We start from the raw sequence: 20,989 nt of genomic DNA on the forward strand, positions 1-20,989 counted from the left end.
GGAAATCCGGACGGCTTTTCTTATACGTGAAAAATCCATACGACGATCGGACCGAATACCGAACCAAGAAGGGCGCAAAGCGTCATCGATACCGAACTCATGGATACAGTCAGTTCACCGTACTCAAATGCTTTTGACGTCCCAAGGGCGTGAGAGGCGCTCCCAAAGGCAATACCTTTTCCAAGATAGCTTCGGATGCGAACCCATTTCATAATTTTTGGCCCTAAAATAACACCGGAGAATCCGGCGATCATGACGAAAACAACGGTCATGGAAGGGACACCGCCGATACCAGTGGCGATCTGAATGGCAACCGGAGTTGTAATCGACTTAGGCACAATGGATAGGATCAAATCCCGGTCGATGCCGAATACTTCAGCAAAGAGAAGACCGCTGATCATGCCTGAGAACAAACCCGCAAATACGCCTCCGATGATAGGCAGGCTGTACTTGACCAGAATTTTGCGCTGGTTATATAGCGGATATGCCAAGGCGACCACTGCTGGCCCCAGAAGGGAATTAATCCACTTCCCGCCGATCATGTACTGATCATAGGAAACATGAAAGGCCAACAACAGCAGGATGATTGCCACGGTGGTGGTCAGCACGGGTATGAGAATCGGATAGGAGAAGCGTACATATAGTTTTGTCATTGCGATATACACCGCAATGGTAAGCAAAATAATCAGGATTGCGATACTTGCTTGTTGCACTCGTCATTCTCCTTTCCCTTGTTGGCGTTTTTCTCGAGCAGTTGGCTGGCAATTCCTGCAGAGACCATTGTGACAATGGTGCTCAGCACGACAATCAGCAGCAGAACCAGGCCTTTGCCTGAAAATAGTGCCGGGTAATTCATAACACCCGTCATTGCGGGGATAAATAAAAGAGGAAGAAATGACAATAAAAAACTTGCTCCGTCTTCCACAATCTTGACCGGAACTATTTTAAAGGTTAAGCAGATCAGCATAAGGATCAGTCCCACGATGCTCCCCGATACCGGAAGATGAAGCAGGTTATGAACCCATTCTCCAATTAGGGAAAACGTGTAAAGAATAGTGATCTGCAGAATAATTCGTATAGCTTTCACAAAAGGTGCTGTTCTAATAAGAACAACTCCCTCCTTTCTGTCTGACTAGGATAGCTCTTTACATTTTTCGTAATTACTTGTACGATACAATTATATATTTGTATTATACAAGCATATAGGCAAATGTCAATGAAATTGGGCTATAAGCTTGTGCAGGAGTGATGGGCTTTGAACAACAAGAATGCAGTTGAGCGAATTGAATATGAACTGACCACCTTTATCCGGCGGGCGGTATACATTGATAACTCGGAAAATAAAATAGGAAATCTGGAGAGAGCTTCGTATTTGATCTTGAGGCAGCTGGACGAGTTCGGACCTGCGCGGGTCAAAAAGCTGGCAGAGTCCTTTAAACTTGATATATCCACCCTCTCACGCCAGGCAGGAGCATTGGAGGGAAAAGGACTGATTGAGCGTTCCTCCGATCCATCGGATGGAAGGGTGAGTCTCTTTACCATAACCGAATTGGGCCGCGAGAAATTGAAAGCGGATAAAAAAACGAGGCTCGCCCGGTATCAAAACATGCTCGAAACCTGGACGAACGAAGAGAAGGAGTTGTTTGGGGAACTCCTTGAGCGGATGAATGACGTTTTTTGACTGATGGTATCAGGTAAATATAGAGGGAAAGGGAGACTGAAAATTGGGTTGCAAAGGATGAAGTAACAGGTTCGCTTTTGGAGTACAAAAATTAAAGAACAGCATGAATCAGCAATAAAAAAGCAGGGATCTTCTTCAATAATTGCGCGATAGCTGAAGAAAGCCAATATTTTACATCTCAAAAAAGTTATCTCTTTCTACTTTGCATACTCTTAGTGCAAAGTTTTTGTACCATTCCTTTTTACCTCTATTCTGTGCAACTTGATGTGCTGAATGTTCCTTCCACTGCTTTATAGCATCTAAAGATTCCCAGTAGGAAACAGTAATTCCCAGTCCCCCATCGTGGGAACTTTCTACACCTAAGAAACCTTTCTGTTGAGATGCTAGCTCAACCATTTTTTCGGCCATTTTCTCATAACCTTTGTCAATCTCAGTTCGTTGTGATGAAAATATAACCGCATAGTAAGGTGGTTGATGAGTTTTAGCCAATCTACTCAAGTTCAGTCCCTCCCAATATGTTGATTTTAAAATAGATACTCCTTCTTCCATTAACCGGCCCGTTTGTGGAATAAGAACAGTTTTTTTCCTTACTATATTTTCTATAGAGGTTTCTTATTGTCCTTTTTGTTCTATATTTATCCTGCAAACTAAAACCGGAGACACTCAGGTCTCCGGTTCTTCTTTTACCGTTTTTCTTCAATTAAGTTAACGATTCGCTCGCAAATCTCATGGGTAAGGAGTGAGTCCTCCAATGACGGATCGGGCTGTCGATTCTGACGGACGCAGTTCAGAAAATGATCGGTGATCTGATAGAAGCCGCGCTTGTAGAGGGTGGGTTCCCAATCGCCGAATTTGGCCGTTTGAATGTCTTTATTGTGATAATGAGTGGTCTCTACCAAACTGTTGACGACATATTTGTGATGGCCGGTATGGTATTCAATGATCTCCTCGGTCACACCGCCGTTTCGGTTCATGATTCCCATCGCCTTACAGCCATCCCCAATCAGCTGGATGATCACGAACTGGAGTTGGTCATCCTTTTTTTGATGCTGAACGTTCACATCTTGCACCTCGGTTCCCATTAAGAAACGAAGCGTGTCCACCACATGGATAAAATCATCAATGATAAAGCGGCGGGTGTAGTCAGGGGATGAGAACCGGTTTTTTTGCATCAAAATCAGGTTGGCTTTCCCATGGCCTTTCAACTCGCAGACTCTTGGAACAAACCGGCGGTTGAATCCGATCATGGCAATTACGTCATTTTCTTTGGCAAGCTGGACGACCCGTTCTGTTTCCTGTAAATGAAGGGATACCGGCTTATCGATGTACGTATGAATTCCGTTTTGCAGCAGCTGTTCGGCGATCTCAAGATGCGCATCGGTTGCTGCACTCACAAACGCGGCAGTAATCTCTTTTGCAAGCAGCTCATCTATCGTGCGGGCAGTTTCGGCGATTCTATACTGGCTCGCCAGCTGCTGAAGGGTGTCTTCATTTCTTGTACATAGAACAAGCTCGATGCCTTCCTTTTGGGTCAGCACCGGCATATAGGCTTTACGGGCAATATCTCCAAGTCCAATGATTCCTACTTTCATCTTTTTCACCTCATCTTCAGTATGTAAGTCGCTTTTTTAACACCGTTCCAGTTAAAGGTAACACGTATACAGGCAAACCTCTTCCCTCACGTATCAGGTGCTATCCAAAATTTGTATTGACAGTGTAAGCAGCCGTCCCTTATTATTTAATCGAATGATCTGAAAATTAGGTCTTTTATTTTTGTTTAATTATTAAAGGTTATTAATTAATGTTCTTAAATTAGAAATGAGAGGTTATGGATGAAATCTTATTTACCTAACGATATAAAGGATGAAAACAGAAAAATCATTTTCGATATCCTTCTTCACCATCCGGAACTGGCCAAGGTGGAAATCACAGAAAAAACGGCGATGAGTTTTGTGACGGTCAGTAAAATCGTGAATTATTTTACTGAAATCGGCATTTTAAAGGAAACCGGAGAAAGCCGCGAGGGAATGGGCGGGCTGGGCCGGAAACGAACGGTGTACAAGTTCAATGAAAACAGCTATTTCACCATTGGGCTGGAGATCATTGGCCAGGCTGTGACGGGCCTACTTGTGAATTTAAAGAACCAGATCATCGCTTCCCGCACCTTTCATACCGACCTTCCCTTCTACCATGAGGATTTTGCCCGAATTTTTAATGAAATCGTAGCGGTCATGGAGGAGGAAGCAAAGAAAACCTGCAGTGTGGTGCTTGGAATTGGCATCGGTGTGGCTGGTGCCATTAATACAAGAAGCAAAACCATCAGGATGAAAACCGTGGAAGATCAGGAAGAGGATTTTCATTTCGAGGAGATTGTTGAAAGGCTGAAAGGCAGTGTCTCTTATCCTATACTTCTTGAAAATGATGTGAATGCCTCCACCGTGGCAGAATTCCGCAATCTTGAAGCGTTTGATGAGATGCCCGCCGATTTGATACATATCTCGTTTGGTGAAGGGATTGGCGCCGGATTGATCCTGAATAAGCAGCTTCATAGAGGGTTTAATTCAAGAGCGGGTGAGCTTGAGTATCTATGCTTTGATGAAGATTTTAAAAAGACGCCTACCTCAGTCGGCTGGCTCGAAGGGAAGCTCGGTCTTAGTGCAATTGTAAAAACGTTTGATCTGAGCAATCCGCAAGAAAGGGAAGCTTGCCAAAAATATCTGGCCAAAAAGGTCGCACTGGTGATCACCAATATTATCAGTGTCCTGGATGTGGACCGAATCATTATCAGCGGTAAAACGATGGCTTTGTTTTCGGACGATCTCCTGGACGGGATCAAAAAGAATGTCGGGCAGTATATGGACTGGGATCCAACGATTTCGTTCAGTGCTGCCGAGCACATGTCTGCTCTGGGAGCGGGAATTCTTTCACTGCAGCGTGAAATGGGAACGGTTATATCTGCTGAAAAAGCAGCCGGAGGTGAAAAACATGCTTAAAATCTTTGAAAAAGAAGAACAGGTGGCAGAGGCGATCGCCGAAGCAATGGCAGCAGGCCTGAAAGAAGAGGCTTATCCGGTTTTTTGCCTCGCTTCTGGAAGCACACCGCAGAAAAGCTACAAGAGGTTTGCTGTACAGGCGAACACGGAGGATATCAGGAAACTCCGGATCGTCAGTCTCGATGAATGGGTGGGCATTGAAAAACACTCGACGGGAAGCTGCTATCAAATGCTGCAAAGGGATTTATTTTCTCCAGCTGGCATCCAGTCACACCAAATCCTTTTTTATGATGGGATGAGTCCTGACTTGCAGCAGGAATGTGAAAAAATCGATGCTTATATCGAGCAGCATCCCATAACATTCAGCTTAATGGGCGTGGGAATGAACGGGCATATCGGATTAAACGAACCAGGAACGCCGGTGCGGGATCATAGCAGTGTTGTCGATCTTTCAAATGAAACAAAAACCACGGCACAAAAGTATTTTGACGAGCCTGCTGCTTTGACAAATGGAATCACTCTTGGATTAAAACAGGTGATCCAAAGCAAAAAAGTCATTGTAGCCATTACCGGCAGACACAAAGCAGACATTGTAAAAGAGATCTTTAACCATCCGGAAGCTAAGCTGCCTGCCCAGGAATTGCTTCACCATGACCATATTGATTTTTACTTGGATACGGAGGCGGCAAAGCACATTACACAAAAAGTCGAGGGATAAAAAACATGAATGAGAGTGTGATCGGCATTGATGTCGGCGGTACGAATATACGTGTAGGCCTCGTGGAAAACGGTCTGTCTCTAACCAGGAAAGAAACCGCCTTGACAACTGAATACAAGAAACCAGATGAAATCTTCAAATCGATTCTAGACATGATCAAGAAAGTTGATCCGGATCGTACGGCAAAAAAGATCGGCATTGGCCTTCCGGTTCCCTGGCCGGACGAGGCGGAGAAAATCGTGGATGCGACCAATATTCCGTGGCTGGAAGAAGTAAGTGTGGATACCCTTCGGTCTTATTTTCCCGGTTACCAGGTGTTCATTGATAACGATGTGAACATGGTTGCGCTGCTTGAGGCTCATTACGGCGCGGCAAAAGGATGTCGAAATGCAATGTACATCACGGTAAGCACCGGTGTGGGCAGCGGAATCATCATTGATAACAAAATTCTCAGAGGCTCACACGGATATGCCGGTGAAATTGGAAGCATGATTGTTTCCAGCCAGAAAAAAAACCATCCGAGCCTGTACGACGGCTCACTGGAATCATTATGCAGCGGTCTTGCCCTCGAAGAAGAAAGCAAGAGGCTGTACGGCGAAGATGCTACTTCTGCCCTGCTTTTTGAACGGTATCAAAAGAATGACGAAGAAGCGAAAAAGGTCATTGATTTATGGATTGAGCACTTCTCAAATGCCATTGCCTCCCTCATTCAGACCATTGATCCCGAAATTTTTGTTTTAGGAGGAGCGGTTATCCATCATAATCCATGGCTGATCGAGATGGTCGCGGAAGGCACCAGGAAAAAAGTTTTCAAAAACCTGAGAGACAAGATCAATATCGTCATCAACCAATACAGCTCTGACGCAGGAGTCATCGGAGCAGGCTTTCTGGCCATCCATCAATCTGAAGGAGAGATATAACATGAAAGTTGCTTTAATTGGAGCTGGAAGTGTGTCGTTCGCACTTGGCGCGCTAAACGATATTGCTTTATCCGAAAAGCTGAAAAAGGCGGATCATTTGGAAGTCGCCTTAATGGATATTGAACAAGAGAATGTTAACCGGACGTATCAATACGCGTCAGAGATGTTTTCAGCGTTCTCACATCCTGGTGAATTGTCCAGAACCACAAATCTCGAAGAAGCGTTAACTGACGCTGATTTTGTAATCGTTGCCATTGAAGTAAACCGGTACTTTTACTGGTCTCAGGACTTCCACATCCCCCGCCGTTATGGAAGCAAGCAGATCTACGGAGAAAATGGCGGTCCCGGCTCCATGTACCACACCTTAAGAAACCTGGGCCCGATGCTTCATATTGCACGGACGATGGAAAAAATATGCCCGGAAGCTTGGTTTATCAACTACACCAATCCGGAAGCGAAATTGGTGGAAGCCATCTCCAAATTAACGTCCATTAAGATTGTCGGACTTTGTCATGGGCTCGATATGGGAATCGATCAGCTGGCAAGCTTTCTGGAAATCCCGGCAAGCTCTATCGGCGTTGAGGGCGGAGGATTGAACCACTTCGGCTTTTTTACAAAAATATGGGACAAGGAAACAGGAGAGGACCTTTATCCTTTGTTCCATGAAAAAGAAAAATCGGCCAATCGCCTGGCTCATTTTGATCATTATGCGTTATCACGAACGATGTACCGTACGTACGGATATTATCCGTATCCGGGAACGAATCATTGCGGCGAATACGTTTCATACGCTGAAGACTTTTACGCAGGCCTCTCTCTTCAATTCCGCTATGATCCGATCCGGGAAAAGCTGTGGCAGAAAGGTTCTGAAGTACCGGAATTTGTGTATTCTGCCAGCGGGAATTCTTTGGATAAAGGGTTATTTGACGACACGACCACACAAGAAGATTGGGCGGAACAAGCGTACTCGTTTGATAAAAATAATGTTAACAAGAGTAACGAATATGCCATTCCAATCATTGAAGCCATCTACTTTGATGAAGAAATCCAGATCAATGCGGCGAACATGCCCAATAAAGGAGCAATCAAAGGACTTCCGGATGACATGGTGGTGGAGACTCAAGCCATTGTGAACGGAAACGGAATCTCGCTTAAGCCGATGGAGATTGAACTGCCAACGGCCATACTCGGAACCATCAATATTCAGGGAAGCATTCATAAACTGTTGCTTGAAGCCTATTTGGAACAATCCAAAACCAAACTGCTGCAGGCAATATTGTTGGATCCTCAGGCCCCAGCTTATTATCAGGCATGTGCCATGATCGACGAAATTTGTGAATTGCAGAAAGATATTTTGCCAGAGTTAGAGTGGAAATAAAGAAGATATCCTCACCTGGGTATCTTTTTTCAGCTCTAGACATCAAGCTCGCTCATTAAAGCATGGGTGTTTCCTTCTGTATCCGTAAAGAAGGCCATCCACGTTTCCCGTTGTCCCATTCTCGCAATGAGATGGGGTGCGCTGATGAATGATACTCCGCGGCCGGCCATCTCTTGATGTGCTTTTTGAATATCCTCGACCTGAAAGTAAATGACTGAGCTTGGATGCGCAGAGGCTTCGTTTTCAGGTAAATCAAGCAATAACCGCAGGCCATTGCACTCGAAAAATGCCATATTGCCCGTTTGGAATAATAGATTCAATCTCAATTTTTCCTGGTAAAAGGTAATGGCACGTTTTAAGTCGTTTACTGGGACTCCGATTTGACCTACTTTATGTATGACTGCTTCCATTATCATCTCTCCTTTATTTGTATTCTTCATCAGCATACCGGATGCCGCTTAATCTTTCTTATCCAAAATCACTTTTTTTCGGTATGAAAGAGGGGAACATCCAGTTTGCTGCTTAAACATTTTGCTAAAAGAAGCCGGTGTTTCAAAGCCCAGCTCAAAGGCGATCCGGGTCATGCTTATTTCCGGCTGTTTCAGCAGTTGTATCGCCTTTTGTACACGGTAAGCGGTAATGTGCTGATGGGGCGTGCAGCCATACACAGCGGTATAGTTTTTGATGAGATGGTTTGGAGAGAGACAAGCGATATGGGAGATTTCCTTAAGTGTAAGCGGCAGATGAAAAAAGGCACGGATGTATTCGTGAGCCACACTAACTCTTCGGTAGACTTCTTCTCTCGTTGATCGTTTTAATGCAGGCAGCGCAATGATTTCATTCTGGAGATGGCATTGCTCCGTGATAATATGCTCCATAATGGTATGAAACTGCTCTTCTTGCCAAGTGGCACTTTGGAGTGACATATTTCCCCGGAAATAGTCGATTTGTTGGGAAAGATCCGCAGAGATAGGGTAGGTTTTTTCAAAAAAACCTGCAGAACTTGTCGTTTTGAAGGGATCATCGAGCAGGCTGTGTTCGGCTTCGGATAATGTCCTCATCACTTCACCCGCAAGTTCATCGGTGAAAAATAAACAGAAGGACTCTATCTCTGTTTCTTCCTCAATGGAAATAGCATAATCACCCGCGTTCAGGAGCAGGTAGCTGTCTTCCTCCACCGCAAAAAAGCCGGAGTTCGTCTTGTAGTGCGCCCGGCCGTTTCGAAAGGTTTTAATGGAAAGCTGCCCTTTTCCTTCATAGTAAAACTGGTTGCTTTTTGCATTCAGAACGTAATTCAGCATACATTTCTCCATGGGATTTGTCCTGTTTACATTATATCCTCATGAAGGTCAGGTATAAAGATATCCATTGAAATATCGGGCATATCGGAGGGCGATACACCAAATCACTGACCGGGTTTCCATTTTTGTGGAAAGGGGGAAGATATAGAAGTGTCAAAGTTGCTCATACTGGGAGTAGCGAAACTCCTCAATGCCTGTTATTGTATGTTAAGATAACAATTGAAAATTAAGACCTTGTCTGTCCCGGTGGCAGTTCAATATAGAATCTGAAAAGAGGGTAACAACATGATGAAGGAATCCATTTATGGATTAACATTCGAACAGCTTTCTGCCTGGCTGCTTGAGCGCGGCATCAAGCGATTTCATGCGGCCCAGGTGTGGGAGCAGTTATATCGAAAACGCGTGGCTTCATTTACGGAAATGTCCGGTGTAAAAGAAGAATGTGTGAAGCTTTTGTCCGAGCGCTTTTCGTTTCAGACGATGCAGCAGCACGTCAAACAGGAATCAGAAGACGGAACGGTCAAATTCTTGTTTAAATTGCAGGACGGCAATTTGATTGAAACGGTGCTGATGAAGCATAAATATGGATTGTCGGTTTGCGTTACCACCCAGGTTGGCTGCAACATCGGATGCAGCTTCTGTGCAAGCGGTCTGCTGAAGAAAAGCAGAGACCTATCCAGCGGGGAAATCGTGGAGCAGATCATGAATGTCCAGCTGCACCTCGATGAGCGCAAAAAGGACGAGAGAGTAAGCCATATTGTGGTCATGGGGATCGGTGAGCCGTTTGACAACTTTGAAAATATGATCGATTTTATTAACGTGGTAATCGATCCTAAAGGACTTGCGATCGGCTCCCGCCGCATTACGGTATCTACCAGCGGGCTGGCGAAAAAAATTCGTGAGTTTGCCGATACGGGGCTTAATGTGAACCTTGCATTGTCGCTGCATGCTCCCAACAACGAGCTGCGCACACGGATCATGAAGATTAACAAGGCGATTCCGCTTGAGCCATTAATGGAAGCCGTCGATTATTATATTACAACCACCAACCGCCGGATTACGATCGAGTACATTCTGCTGCGGGATGTGAATGACCATCAGAAAGAAGCAGAAGAGCTTGCCGATCTGTTTCACGATAAAAAACAGAAAGTATATGTGAATCTTATTCCCTACAACCCGGTGGATGAGCATGGCCAATACCAGCGAAGCGAACAGGCTTCCGTTCTGGCTTTTTACGATACGCTGAAAAAGCGCGGCATCAACTGTAAAATCCGCCAGGAGCACGGCACCGATATCGATGCGGCATGCGGCCAGCTGCGAAGCAAGCAGATCAAGAAAGAAAAAGCACAATAAGGATTTAAAGGCTGAATTTGGTTTCAGCCTTTTTTTATCTTTTGTGATAACTCTATACCATTCTGCCGGTAGGGAATTCGGCAGCTACACTGAGCAGGTTAACGGTCGAGGGGGAAAGGGTATAATAACAGCATTATCCCCTGAATACATTTAAAGGAGAAATCATATGATTCCCAGAACGATAGAAGAACTAGAGGAAATTCGCAAAGAGTGTAGAGCGCTAGTGAACAAGCGGGCATCTGCTTCGGCTGCTGCTTCAATCGTTCCCATTCCCGGCATGGATGTTGGGGCCGATATTACGATCATGATGGAGCTGCTCCCTACGATCAATGAAAAATTTGGCCTGGCACCCAATCAGATTGAAAAACTGGATGCCACGCTGAAGGGAAAAGTCATTGTGGTTCTTACCTCGATGGGAAGCGAGTTTGCCGGTAAGGTGATTACGAAGAAAATGATCGGTCTTCTGTTAAAGAAGGCTGGGAAGAAGATTGCGGTTAAGCAGATTTCGAAGTTTGTACCTTTGGTGGGACAGGCGGTGGCGGCCGGCATCAGCTTTGGAGCGATGAAATATCTTGGAAACTCCCACGTGGAGGAATGTTATCAAGCCTGCAAAAAGATGATTGAAGACCAGCATGTACCCGTCGGTTAACAAAAAACCCCCCTATACACCGGACGTATAAATCCAACGTATAGGGGGTGTTTTTATTTATTTTTTAAGTTGGCCAGACGGAAGACCGGAGATATAACCGACACCGCCAGTTTCCTGAATGCCGATTCCTTTTTTCATCGCTTCTTCAAGCTTCGTCTTATCTACTGCTGTAATCTGTTTTCCTTCCAAATCCTCACCTGGGTGCTGGAAGTTGCTGAGAACATATCGTGAGTTCTTCACGTTGTCCACTGCACGTAAGCCGGTGGCTTCTGCTCCAACAGGTACAGATAAGATTCTTGATAGTTTCTTTGTTTTCACATTGTAGGCCCAAACAAAGTTATTCGTATGGTGTGCGCTGTCTTCACCAATGAACAGGGTGTTCATGTCGTCAGAAAAGCTCAAGTTGTCAGGGTTGGCTACTTTATTTGGATTCGCTGTATTTCCATAGGTATCCGCTTTAGGATAATCTTCACCGGCCAACAGGCCATTCATGCTCGAAGGCACATACTTGCTGTCAATTTGTCCTTTTTTATGATCTTTTTCACCAGGATTCAAATCCAGTTCAAAGGTAACACCTGAGTCAATGACCGGAAGCTGGATATCATCCTGAACCCCGTCGATTTCTTCTTTTTTCATACTGTTGTTTTCATAGGAGATGGCAATATAGGCTTTGTTGTCCGCTTTATTTACTGCGATGCCTTCCATTTTGTTGAATTCGGAGGTTGCCCCAAGCAGTGCACCATATCGGCGGGATTCCAGGAATGCAGCTGCTTTTTCCATGCCCGGCTTCACTTTCAGGTACTCCACTTTTTTGCTTGCTGCGGTTTTAACGGCCTTAAAGCCGGGTGCAAGCTTGTCTGATGTTTCAAAGATATCGCTGAACTTGGTGCCTTTGTCGATGATTCTCTTTACTTCTTTATCCGTAGAGTAGCCCAGCTTAATCCACTGCAGATCTCCTGCTCCACCGCTGGCCGTTGAAGTCTGCTTGAATTTTGCAGCATAAAGTGTGCCTGCAGAGAAGTCACGCTTTTTATCAGCAACATACATAAACATCATGGTATTTGAGCCGTCATCTCCGAAAAGTGCGGTCTTTTGGTCTGGAAGCACCTGCATGATCTCATGAGAGAACCGGCCTGTACTATAATGCTTTACAACCGATGCCTTACCATTTGGATGTACGGAAATCTCAGGAATCCATCCGTAAAAATAAGGATTGGCTTTGGATGCATCACCAAAATACTGTTTGGCAAAGTTGGTGACGTCACGGTAGGAAGAGGAAGCTGGATCTTCAAATGCTCTTGCATCCGGTTCATATTCTTCAGATCCGAGATGAGTTCCCCATTCTGTTGTTGATCCATTACATGGTGTCCATAGTCCGTTTACATTAGAAAAATCAATCTTTTTTGCATGATTTACGGTAAGCTTGCCGGTCTTCTTATCCCGGTCTACTTGTGTCAATGTCATGGACGCAGGAAGGCCGCTAATCTGTTTTCCGGAATTGTCCATTGAATCATACTCATAGTGAGAGATGATATAGTCTTTTCCAGCAATGGTGATGAAGCTGTTGGAATCGGGTGCATCAGAAATGTAATAAGACGGCTTGTCCGGTACGCTGCGGTCAATGATTGGGTTACCTTTTGCGTCTATTGGAGTGCCGGCTGGTATCTTTTCGCCTTTGTTGTCTACAATTTTATCCTTTGATAAGAAGAGCTGGTTGTAGTCTAGAGGCATTTCTTTCACTTCACCATTTTTATAAGTAATTTTTACTTTAGCGTCTGTATAGGTTTTGACCATGTTTTCGATGGAGCTGGGAGCGTTCATTGATGTAAACTCGATGTTCTTGATTTGATTATGTTTTTGCTTGTCTTGATGGTTATGTGCAGCGAAAGCAGGAATGGCGCTTGAGGCCATGATTGCTAATGATAATCCGAAAGTAATGCCCTTTTTCATGGTTATTTCCTCCCTAACGAGTGTGATTCGTACTCATTAAACCACTTTACTGTTAAGGAGATATGAAGAAAAAGGGGGTGATTGTTGATTTAACGTAAATAAATTATGACAAATCATAGACATAGCAGTTGTCTTCAGGTCTGATTTCCTACCGCAATGGGTGTCTTGTAGCCTAAGGCATGAAATTCCGATATTTTTGGCTCTGATTGTCTGGCCACCAGTCCCTCTCTCCCTTTCTCGCACACGGCCTGAACGTTACTAATCTTGATTTGCTGGATTCCGGGCCCGATATGCAGAGCGGTAGGTGCTGAATCCTGAATGGTCACGTTGCGGATCTCTACAGCATCTGCCCCATTGCCACCGCCAAATACTTTGATGTCTTCCCCTGCGGTTTTAAAATGCTTGATGTCCAGCCCGTTTAATATAATATTCCTCGAACGGTATTGCACGGCAATGACCGGCTCTCCGCGGTAATCGTAGTCAGGGTCTCCAACGACGGTAAAGTGATTGATCACCACATTTCTGTAGGCAGAAATGACCATCGCCCTTGGCGTGGAATCCTTGTATAAAGGCGTTCTTATGGGAGCCACCGCGACAATATGGCTCGCTTTTATATTATAGGCGGTCATCGACTCTGGATCGGTTTCGATGTGATGGCCGATATGCCTGAAGTTATATGAGCGGTTGTCATGAATGGACAGGTGCCCGATAATCTGTGTGTTGCTTGCGGCTGCCGAATTATAATGAGCTTTGATTTCCACACCGCCGAAGCAGCGGGTTGTTGAATTGTTCACGAGGGTGACGTTCCTGGAGCCATCATCGACCTCGATCCCGTTGGAATTTGAAAATCCTTCTTTGTGCGCCCGGCCGCTTGGATCACACATATGGCAGTTTGAAATTAGAATATTATCGCTATGATGGGTGGTAATTCCATCATCCCCAAAGCCGTACCCATTTAACTGATCGAGCCAGATGTACCGGCTGCTCCTTCTGGCCCTTGTGCCATCCCCAAAATACGTGTAAACCGCAGAGGACACATCAAAACAGTGCAGTCCCGGGTTGATTCCTTCGACATCCTTCACCCAGCCGTAGGTGACGTGTGCAAAGGTAAGACAGCTTGATTGATTGTTTCCGGATGCTGTCCGTTTATTGGGACCTAATCGTTCGACGTTCCAATCCAGACTCATACCCTGGACAAAAACATGGTGGTTGCCTCTCCATCGCCCCGAATTGGTGAGCAGCTGCCGGCTTCTGGGTGCGCGGTCATGAAGCTTGATTACGGTTGTTCCTTTACCGGATCCAACCAACATCGTCCATGAAGGAAGCCGGATGCCTTTTGTGATAAACATGCCTTCAGGCACAATAACTTTTACCTTTCCATGGCCGATCGCTTTTTTGAACGCTTCCGTATCATCGGTTACTCCATCGCCCGCTGCGCCAAACTCTTTGACATTAACCTCCCGGGTAATCTCTTTTTGAAGTCTGCTAAACTCCTGATCGAGTTCCTTTTTCCATGAGGGAAAAATCGTGTGATGCCCATCGGTCTCGACCATTGGCATGTCTTCGAGATGTTTGTGCCATGACGTCGACAGCAGTATTCGCGGAAAGCTGTGCAGCAATTTTTTAAACGAGAATAACGAGGAATGCAGCACGGCAGGCAAGGGTTTCAGTTCCTGAAAAAGAGTGTCTGTCTGTCCGATCACGTTTTTCAGGTTCTGTTTTTGGCTGAAATAGGAGGCAATCAGCTCCTTGTTTTCCAGTGGATTATGTTTTTTATCTAATGTCAGCATGCATGCTTCACCTCAGCTCAAACGATATTATCTTTCCTGTACCTTCTATTCCCGTTTTTTTCTCCAAATGAATCGCCATTCCTTCTAAAGGCATAAGAAAACCCCTTCAGGTGAAGGGGGATTAATGCTCAGTTAAGCTGCCCAGTGAAACCTGCTGTTCGTTTTCTGGTTGCCCGAGCGGATAGATGCGGGCGGTTTCTCCTTGTTCGTCGACATGCTGGATATATACTGGCACGCCATCTAAGGTCACGTTTGCCATCACAGGAGAAGACGCAATTTCTTGTGCGCGTTGCTTGTTCATTTAAAAAAACCTCCTTTTTCGTCCTTACTATGGCCGGGGAGGAGGTTTTTTATACGAGATGAATTTATTGTGCCAAAAAGATCAGCTGATATAAAAACAGCACGGCGAACACGCAGACAAGCGGTCCGAAAAACGCGGCGATAACAAACAGGATGACGACGGTTACTCCGGTTAAGCCTGTTTTCCCGCCTGTAAACCTAAAAAATTACTTTACCACAAAAAAGAGGCAAATGAAGTGAGGGAGTTTTTCCAAGAAAATATTCAGAAACTTCTGAGCGGGGTATTTCTTTAAAATAGAAGGTGTTACTCTAAAATTGTCAAATATTATTAAGTAGAGGAGTGTCGGAATCTATTCAAATCGTTCGAAGTTCTATATAGTAGAACTTCAGCCACTATTATTTCAGACTCTCTTCTTTAACAGCATACATATTTTAACGTATGGCTGAGTAATACCTTGTGCCACCAGGTAGTTTTAGATAAAATATTAGGAGGAATAGATACTATGCAATATCATTTTTTAGTAGGTAATGACAACGGAAACAGCGAGCATGATATTTATATTGATGGACGTTTGTTTCAACAGCCGAACGTCAATTGCGCAGTGGACCAGCTGCCTTGGAGCGAAGAGCAGGCTCCTGAAACGATCGTACGCAACCTTCAGGAAAACCTGATTGTAACGATTGATTCTCCTGCTGCACGTGCGGGTATGTACTATGTGGGCAAGTTCGCGCTTGAGAGCGGCGAGCTGATTGAAAACATCCAGGTGGGTGTGGACTACAAATACGAGATTGACCTTCCAGTCGTGAATACGCTTGCTCAAATTGCAGCTGTGGCGGTTCAAAAAGGATTTGCAGAAGAAAAGAAGCTGCCTGCATCCATCGATGTATCGGCCGATATGGCAACTGCACTTCCCATTACCCAGCATTCCGACGAATCTGCAGCAAAATTTGAAAAGCGCTTCATGAATGGCCCGCACCACGTAACTGTTCATGTGGGTAAACAGCGTGTAGCTGTAAAGGTGGAATTTGAGTTTGTAAAAGTTATTCCTGAAGCAACTCCAGTAACTTTCTCTCTTCAAAAGGATGCAGATGGCAACTGGAGAAAAGGCGATATTTTTGATGCTTTTGTTGAAGAAAATGATCTTCCGAATAACTTTAACGGAAGCTTCTTTAAAAACAAGCGAATCCTACACACGGATATTGGGGACGGTTCTACCGAGTACCCAATTACTGAAGGAAATAAATTCTTGCGCCAGTTCGTGCACGGTACCAACCACGGTGCAGGGTATGCGATCGAGGAAGCGCTCAGCGAGTTTAACCGTCTGATTCACCTTCCGGACAGCCCGCGTCAATTTTTCAGTGACGTGATCAAAAACCCGAACCACAAATATCATGCGCGTGCGATGAACACGTTGAAAAGACCGCTTGAAGGACAAGCGCGCCAAATCATCAACAATATCCGCAAGCAATTGACAAAGGCCAGAAACGAAATCGATTTGATCTGCGTATATGGCGGCGGAAGCATTCTTATGCAGCCGATCCTTGCTCCGATGCTGAAGGAACTTTGTGAAGAACGCGAAATCCAGCTTCTTTACATCCCTGCAAAATATGCAGTGACGATGAATGCAAACGGACTGGATGCGTTTGTACGCGGCAAAATCTACGGTGCGATCAAAGACCGTGCGAAACAGCCGGTTTAAGTTTTAATTTTAAATGGTAAGGGGGTGTAATGATGAAGAAACAAAAAAAGCCAGGCGATAATATTTCATTGAAGACGAAAAAAAATGAAGCCCCCGCCATTATTGACTGGATCAACTCACAAACGAACCTGATGGATTCCATCCGCTATCTCGTCGAAAATGAAATTAAAGCCAACGGTGTGCGAAACCTCCAGCAGCATGTGCCTGCTGACCGGGGCTTTGCCTTTGGGGATGAAGACCAGGGTATGGTGCAGGAAGATCCGAAGCATTCACCGGAGTATGATAATGTCACCGATGATGAGGAAGAAATCGACGAGGACGATATTGAGTCCTGGACATAATAAGAATACTGAACTTGAAAGCCGGCTTGGGAGATATACTCCTGAGCCGGCTTTTTTTTTGCGGATTTGTCTGTCGTACCGATTTTTCGGCAAGGTTGCCCGGAAACTTCGTATAGTTGCCCGAAATATCCCAGAACTTGCCCGCAAACAGACTCTCATCACCCTCAAAAATCCCCCCTCTCCCCTGTTCTCTATGAAAATACGCCTCAAGTCTTAGCAGAAATATAGCTGGAGTACATTATAGGAAAATTCACCAGAAGGTAAGCTAGAGTTAAGAAAGGAGGAAACAACAAATGAAAAAATTTGGTTTGTTTTTACTCGGAGGCATTGCGGCGGTTATCCTGCTGGCGAACCTCGGACCGATGATCGGCCTCGCGATCGGGCTGGTGATTCTATATTTTGCCGTCAAGGGCTTCATGAAGGCGGAAACGACATCTAAGAAAGTAATCTGGGCCGTAATCGGCATAATCGCGGCGTGCTCCGCTATATCCAATATTCCGGCATTGCTGGGAATTGCAGCAGTTTATGTACTATACGTGGTGTATAAGAGCTGGAGCGGGAAAAAACAGGATTCGAACGATGACAGTGACCCATTTGTAAACTTTGAAAAACAATGGGCAGAAATGAACAGAAACTAACAAAAGGAGAGAGGATTAATGAGTACATTGTTTACAAGAATCAAGAATTCTATTGCGGCGGATTTTCATGAAATGCTGGATCAAAAAGAACAGAAAAACCCGATTGCCCTGCTCAACCAATATTTACGGCAGTGCGAGCAGGCAGCGGACCGGGTCAGAAAGCTGGTGGAACGCCAATATACGCTGACTGAGGAATTTACAAAAGAACATCGGGAAGCAAAGGCCCACGCAGAAAAACGAAAGCGGCAGGCGGATTTGGCACTTCAAGCCGGTGAAAGCGAGCTGTATGAATTTGCAGTGGCTGAACAGCAGCAATACGAGGAACGTGCAGCCCGGCTGAATCAATCAAGAGAAGAAGCGGCACGCGAGCTTCAAAATTTGGAGCAAAAGTTTGAGCAAATGAAGCATAAATTAAAGGATATGTATGTGAAGCGCATGGAATTAATGGGCCGTGAGAATATTGCCCGGGCAAACCGGGGCATGAACAAGGTGCTTGATGCGAGTGCAGGCGCTAAGCCGGGGCTGCGTTTCGATGAAATGGAGCGTTATCTTGAGCGGCTTGAGCATCAAGTCAATTCCGACTATCACCGCAACACGATCGATGAGCGTTTTGCCCAGCTTGAAAAACAATGGGAAAATAAAGAAAAACCTACGATTTCCTAAGATAAAAATGGTATTCTAAAAGGCGTAGAGCTCTGCGCCTTTTAGGAATATTTAGGAGCCGGAGACTGAGAGAGAAGGGGGTGCACCATGTTTAGCGGTAAGAAAACAGATTTAATCAGCTGGCTGCTATTGATCGGTCTATTTCTTCTTATTCTTGAACTTATTTTTCGCGGCGGCGAACTGATTTTCATTTTTGCCGTTATGGCAGGCTGCATCTATGTTGGAGGGAAAAGAAGGACTCGGACATTCGGGAAGCTCCTCTATTGGGGAGGATGGTTTGGAGCAGCAGTTACATTGCTGAATATGATGGCATTCAAATTTGTGCTTGTTGCTATTCTCATTTATCTGCTGATCCAGGTGTACCAGAACAAAAAACGGCCGGCATGGATTAAGCCGGAAATCAGAGAACCGGATTCCAGGCTGTCCGAGTCACTCTTTAAAAAGAAAAATTTATTTAAAAACATTGTGTACGGACCTCAGCAAACCCCGGACCATGTGTACGAGTGGGAAGATATTAATATTCAATGCGGAATCGGCGACACGGTCATTGATCTCAGCAATACGGTCCTCCCTGAGGGCGAGTCAGTAATCACGGTTCGAAACATTGTCGGCAATATCAAAATTTTCGTTCCGTACGAAGTGGCCGTCAGCGTCCATCACTCAGTGTTTGCAGGCAACGCGACCATTTTTGATATCCATGAACCGAAAGTGTTTAATCAGCTTTTTTCCTACCATACGGATAACTACTATGAAGCGTCACAGCGGATTAAGATCATCACGACGTTGGCGGTTGGGGATTTAGAGGTGAAGCGGACATGAGTATGTTAATGCGCAGTGTCGTCATGTCCCTTGCCATCGCTTTTGTCGTTATGTTGGTGATCTTTATTACGGTGTTTATGGCGTTTCCCCTGCCTGATGTCTCTTATTTATGGGAGCAGCATCTGTTCAGCCTGCCGTTTATAGTGGTTGTTCCTGCCTTGAGCCTTGTTATTGGCGGTTTTTTTGGTTTGTTTCAGGGCATTACTGCACGCCGGCAGCTGAAGCAGGTGGAAGAAGGATTGCGGGAAATCGAGAACGGCAGACCCATCTATCTTCCGGTGGTGTCCGAGGGCACGGAAGTGGATGCGCTCTGGAAAAGAATGAAAAATGTTCAGCGCCATGCTGCGGAGCAGGCAAGGGCATCCCAGAAGCTGGCGAATGAGAAAGCGGAAGACCAGGAAAAAGTCATTCAGGAAATGATCTCAAGAGAGCGGCACCGTTTGGCAAGGGAACTGCATGATTCCGTCAGCCAGCAGCTGTTTGCCGCCTCTATGCTGATGTCCGCCATTAATGAATCCAAAGATCCGGATGCACCCGAAAACCGTCAGCTCAATTTGGTGGAGCAGATGATCCATCAGTCCCAGCTGGAGATGAGAGCCTTATTGCTCCATCTTCGCCCTGCCGCTTTGAAAGGAAAGTCATTGCAGGAAGGAATTAAAGAGCTGCTCGATGAACTGACTCAAAAAGTACCGATTGACATTCATGAAAAAATTGAAGACATGCGTTTGGATAAAGGTGTGGAAGACCATCTGTTCCGGATTTTGCAGGAGTCGGTTTCCAATACATTAAGGCACGCAAAAGCCACCTCGTTGGAGATTTTGCTGATCGAGCGGGAAGGCCTGATTATTTTACGGGTGTCCGACAATGGCGTTGGGTTTGCACTTGATGAAAATAAAGCAGGCTCATATGGTTTGCAAAATATGCAGGAACGGGCGCTGGAAATTGGCGGTACGTTAAAAGTGGTGAGTCTGCCCGACAAAGGGACCCGACTGGAAGTTAAAGTACCCGTAATTTCGATGGAGGAGGATCAAAATGATTAAAGTATTGTTTGCGGATGATCATGAAATGGTGAGGATCGGTGTTTCATCCTACCTTTCCGCCCAGCAGGACCTGACCGTGGTCGGTGAGGCGGAAAATGGAAAAAAGGCCGTAGAGCTGGCTCTTGAGCTGCGTCCGGATGTGATCTTGATGGATCTTGTTATGAATGAAATGGATGGCATTGAGGCAACCAAAAAGATTATCGAACAATGGCCCGAAGCCAAAATCATTATTGTCACCAGCTTTCTGGATGATGAAAAAGTGTATCCCGCCATTGAGGCCGGTGCGGTAAGCTATATGCTAAAAACCTCCAAAGCCAGCGAGATTGCGGATGCGGTTCGAAATACATATTATGGCCAGTCCGTTCTTGAGCCCGAAGTGACAGGCAAAATGATGAACCGCATGCGGCAAAGGAACCAGCAGCAGCCGCACGAGGAACTCACGAGCCGCGAGCTGGAAGTCCTCTTCCTCATGACAGAGGGGAAATCCAACCAGGAAATCGCCGATGCCCTCTTCATCGCCCAGAAAACCGTAAAAGTCCACGTAAGCAACATCCTGAGCAAACTCGACGTACAAGACCGCACCCAGGCCGTCATCTATGCTTTTAAGCATAATTTGGTAAAATAGTAGAGCTTTCTTTAGTTTTGCTTGCTTTGAGGAATTTTTAAAACTTCCTTGAGCAATTGATTGAAGTGGAAAGCGAGCACCTTGGAACGGAGATCATCCTTTCAAGAGTAACAATAAAAAATAGGCTTGG

23 protein-coding genes are annotated in these 20,989 nt (G+C 45.3%); 14 read left to right on the top strand and 9 right to left on the bottom strand.

Going from position 1 to position 20,989, the window contains the following annotated elements; all coding sequences use genetic code 11:
• Positions 1 to 20 precede the first annotated feature (20 nt).
• A complete protein-coding gene (locus tag DMO16_RS16515; RefSeq protein WP_061973179.1) occupies positions 21 to 713 on the bottom strand; it encodes an LrgB family protein in 693 nt (230 codons plus the stop codon).
• Positions 686 to 1,087, bottom strand: a complete 402-nt coding sequence (locus tag DMO16_RS16520) for a CidA/LrgA family holin-like protein (RefSeq protein ID WP_129478670.1) — start codon at positions 1,085 to 1,087, stop codon at positions 686 to 688. Before DMO16_RS16520 ends, DMO16_RS16515 begins: the two co-directional genes overlap by 28 nt.
• A 168-nt stretch (positions 1,088 to 1,255) precedes the next feature.
• Between DMO16_RS16520 and DMO16_RS16525 the strand changes: the two genes are divergently transcribed.
• Positions 1,256 to 1,681, top strand: a complete 426-nt coding sequence (locus tag DMO16_RS16525) for a MarR family winged helix-turn-helix transcriptional regulator (protein WP_129478672.1) — start codon at positions 1,256 to 1,258, stop codon at positions 1,679 to 1,681.
• Positions 1,682 to 1,852: 171 nt separating this feature from the next.
• Here DMO16_RS16525 and DMO16_RS16530 read toward each other — a convergent pair whose 3' ends face one another.
• Positions 1,853 to 2,179, bottom strand: a complete 327-nt coding sequence (locus DMO16_RS16530; RefSeq protein ID WP_061973184.1) for an antibiotic biosynthesis monooxygenase family protein — start codon at positions 2,177 to 2,179, stop codon at positions 1,853 to 1,855.
• Positions 2,180 to 2,364: 185 nt separating this feature from the next.
• Positions 2,365 to 3,273: a Gfo/Idh/MocA family protein gene (locus tag DMO16_RS16535; RefSeq protein WP_129478674.1), complete on the bottom strand. Its 909-nt coding sequence runs from the start codon at positions 3,271 to 3,273 to the stop codon at positions 2,365 to 2,367.
• Positions 3,274 to 3,513: 240 nt separating this feature from the next.
• On the opposite strand from DMO16_RS16535, the gene DMO16_RS16540 reads away from it, so the two are divergent.
• Genes DMO16_RS16540 through DMO16_RS16555 form a run of 4 tightly spaced genes read left to right on the top strand, consistent with a single transcriptional unit; the run spans position 3,514 to position 7,690 of the window.
• The gene (locus DMO16_RS16540) at positions 3,514 to 4,674 is read left to right on the top strand and encodes an ROK family protein (protein WP_129478676.1); all 1,161 of its coding nucleotides are present in this window, start codon (positions 3,514 to 3,516) and stop codon (positions 4,672 to 4,674) included.
• The gene (locus DMO16_RS16545; RefSeq protein WP_129478679.1) at positions 4,667 to 5,392 is read left to right on the top strand and encodes a 6-phosphogluconolactonase; all 726 of its coding nucleotides are present in this window, start codon (positions 4,667 to 4,669) and stop codon (positions 5,390 to 5,392) included. The genes DMO16_RS16540 and DMO16_RS16545 overlap by 8 nt, the downstream gene beginning before the upstream one ends.
• A 5-nt stretch (positions 5,393 to 5,397) precedes the next feature.
• Positions 5,398 to 6,312, top strand: coding sequence for an ROK family protein (locus DMO16_RS16550; protein WP_061973193.1), 915 nt, complete (start codon positions 5,398 to 5,400; stop codon positions 6,310 to 6,312).
• Between the two features lies 1 nt (position 6,313).
• Positions 6,314 to 7,690 (top strand): alpha-galactosidase, encoded by a 1,377-nt coding sequence (locus DMO16_RS16555; RefSeq protein ID WP_129478681.1) that lies wholly within the window; start codon positions 6,314 to 6,316, stop codon positions 7,688 to 7,690.
• Positions 7,691 to 7,725: 35 nt separating this feature from the next.
• On the opposite strand, the gene DMO16_RS16560 is transcribed toward DMO16_RS16555, so the two are convergent.
• Together DMO16_RS16560 and DMO16_RS16565 are read right to left on the bottom strand one after the other, a co-directional pair.
• Positions 7,726 to 8,100: a VOC family protein gene (locus DMO16_RS16560; protein WP_206738116.1), complete on the bottom strand. Its 375-nt coding sequence runs from the start codon at positions 8,098 to 8,100 to the stop codon at positions 7,726 to 7,728.
• Positions 8,101 to 8,148: 48 nt separating this feature from the next.
• On the bottom strand, positions 8,149 to 8,991 hold the full coding sequence (locus DMO16_RS16565) for a helix-turn-helix domain-containing protein (protein ID WP_241840582.1): 843 nt from the start codon (positions 8,989 to 8,991) through the stop codon (positions 8,149 to 8,151).
• Between the two features lie 285 nt (positions 8,992 to 9,276).
• Here DMO16_RS16565 and rlmN point away from each other — a divergent pair, with 285 nt between their 5' ends.
• Together rlmN and DMO16_RS16575 are read left to right on the top strand one after the other, a co-directional pair.
• Positions 9,277 to 10,344, top strand: coding sequence for a 23S rRNA (adenine(2503)-C(2))-methyltransferase RlmN (gene rlmN, locus DMO16_RS16570; RefSeq protein ID WP_129478686.1), 1,068 nt, complete (start codon positions 9,277 to 9,279; stop codon positions 10,342 to 10,344).
• A 166-nt stretch (positions 10,345 to 10,510) separates the two neighbouring features.
• Positions 10,511 to 10,993 carry a hypothetical protein gene (locus DMO16_RS16575; RefSeq protein WP_061973203.1) on the top strand — a complete coding sequence of 161 codons (483 nt, stop codon included), beginning with the start codon at positions 10,511 to 10,513 and terminating at the stop codon, positions 10,991 to 10,993.
• Positions 10,994 to 11,050: 57 nt separating this feature from the next.
• Here DMO16_RS16575 and DMO16_RS16580 read toward each other — a convergent pair whose 3' ends face one another.
• From DMO16_RS16580 to DMO16_RS16590, 3 genes are all read right to left on the bottom strand, one after another.
• Complete coding sequence (locus DMO16_RS16580) at positions 11,051 to 12,943, bottom strand: PhoX family protein (RefSeq protein ID WP_129478688.1); 1,893 nt, start codon at positions 12,941 to 12,943, stop codon at positions 11,051 to 11,053.
• A gap of 134 nt (positions 12,944 to 13,077) precedes the next feature.
• Entirely contained in the window at positions 13,078 to 14,733 is a 1,656-nt protein-coding gene (locus DMO16_RS16585) for a glycosyl hydrolase family 28-related protein (protein WP_129478690.1), read from the bottom strand.
• 121 nt (positions 14,734 to 14,854) lie between these two features.
• Entirely contained in the window at positions 14,855 to 15,034 is a 180-nt protein-coding gene (locus DMO16_RS16590) for a small acid-soluble spore protein H (protein ID WP_061973210.1), read from the bottom strand.
• A gap of 502 nt (positions 15,035 to 15,536) precedes the next feature.
• Between DMO16_RS16590 and DMO16_RS16595 the strand changes: the two genes are divergently transcribed.
• The 7 genes from DMO16_RS16595 to DMO16_RS16625 all read left to right on the top strand — a co-directional run bounded on the left by DMO16_RS16595 (position 15,537) and on the right by DMO16_RS16625 (position 20,859).
• Positions 15,537 to 16,733 carry a ParM/StbA family protein gene (locus tag DMO16_RS16595; RefSeq protein ID WP_061973212.1) on the top strand — a complete coding sequence of 399 codons (1,197 nt, stop codon included), beginning with the start codon at positions 15,537 to 15,539 and terminating at the stop codon, positions 16,731 to 16,733.
• A 32-nt stretch (positions 16,734 to 16,765) separates the two neighbouring features.
• Positions 16,766 to 17,074 carry a hypothetical protein gene (locus DMO16_RS16600; RefSeq protein WP_129478692.1) on the top strand — a complete coding sequence of 103 codons (309 nt, stop codon included), beginning with the start codon at positions 16,766 to 16,768 and terminating at the stop codon, positions 17,072 to 17,074.
• A 293-nt stretch (positions 17,075 to 17,367) separates the two neighbouring features.
• On the top strand, positions 17,368 to 17,712 hold the full coding sequence (locus DMO16_RS16605; protein ID WP_061973217.1) for a hypothetical protein: 345 nt from the start codon (positions 17,368 to 17,370) through the stop codon (positions 17,710 to 17,712).
• 18 nt (positions 17,713 to 17,730) lie between these two features.
• The gene (locus tag DMO16_RS16610; RefSeq protein ID WP_129478693.1) at positions 17,731 to 18,375 is read left to right on the top strand and encodes a PspA/IM30 family protein; all 645 of its coding nucleotides are present in this window, start codon (positions 17,731 to 17,733) and stop codon (positions 18,373 to 18,375) included.
• 87 nt (positions 18,376 to 18,462) lie between these two features.
• Positions 18,463 to 19,194: a cell wall-active antibiotics response protein LiaF gene (gene liaF / locus DMO16_RS16615; protein WP_129478695.1), complete on the top strand. Its 732-nt coding sequence runs from the start codon at positions 18,463 to 18,465 to the stop codon at positions 19,192 to 19,194.
• On the top strand, positions 19,191 to 20,234 hold the full coding sequence (locus DMO16_RS16620; RefSeq protein WP_129478697.1) for a sensor histidine kinase: 1,044 nt from the start codon (positions 19,191 to 19,193) through the stop codon (positions 20,232 to 20,234). The genes liaF and DMO16_RS16620 overlap by 4 nt, the downstream gene beginning before the upstream one ends.
• A complete protein-coding gene (locus DMO16_RS16625) occupies positions 20,227 to 20,859 on the top strand; it encodes a response regulator transcription factor (protein ID WP_061973226.1) in 633 nt (210 codons plus the stop codon). The genes DMO16_RS16620 and DMO16_RS16625 overlap by 8 nt, the downstream gene beginning before the upstream one ends.
• Positions 20,860 to 20,989 lie beyond the last annotated feature (130 nt).

Source organism: Fictibacillus sp. S7 (assembly GCF_004127935.1).
Lineage (GTDB): Bacteria > Bacillota > Bacilli > Bacillales > Fictibacillaceae > Fictibacillus_C > Fictibacillus_C enclensis.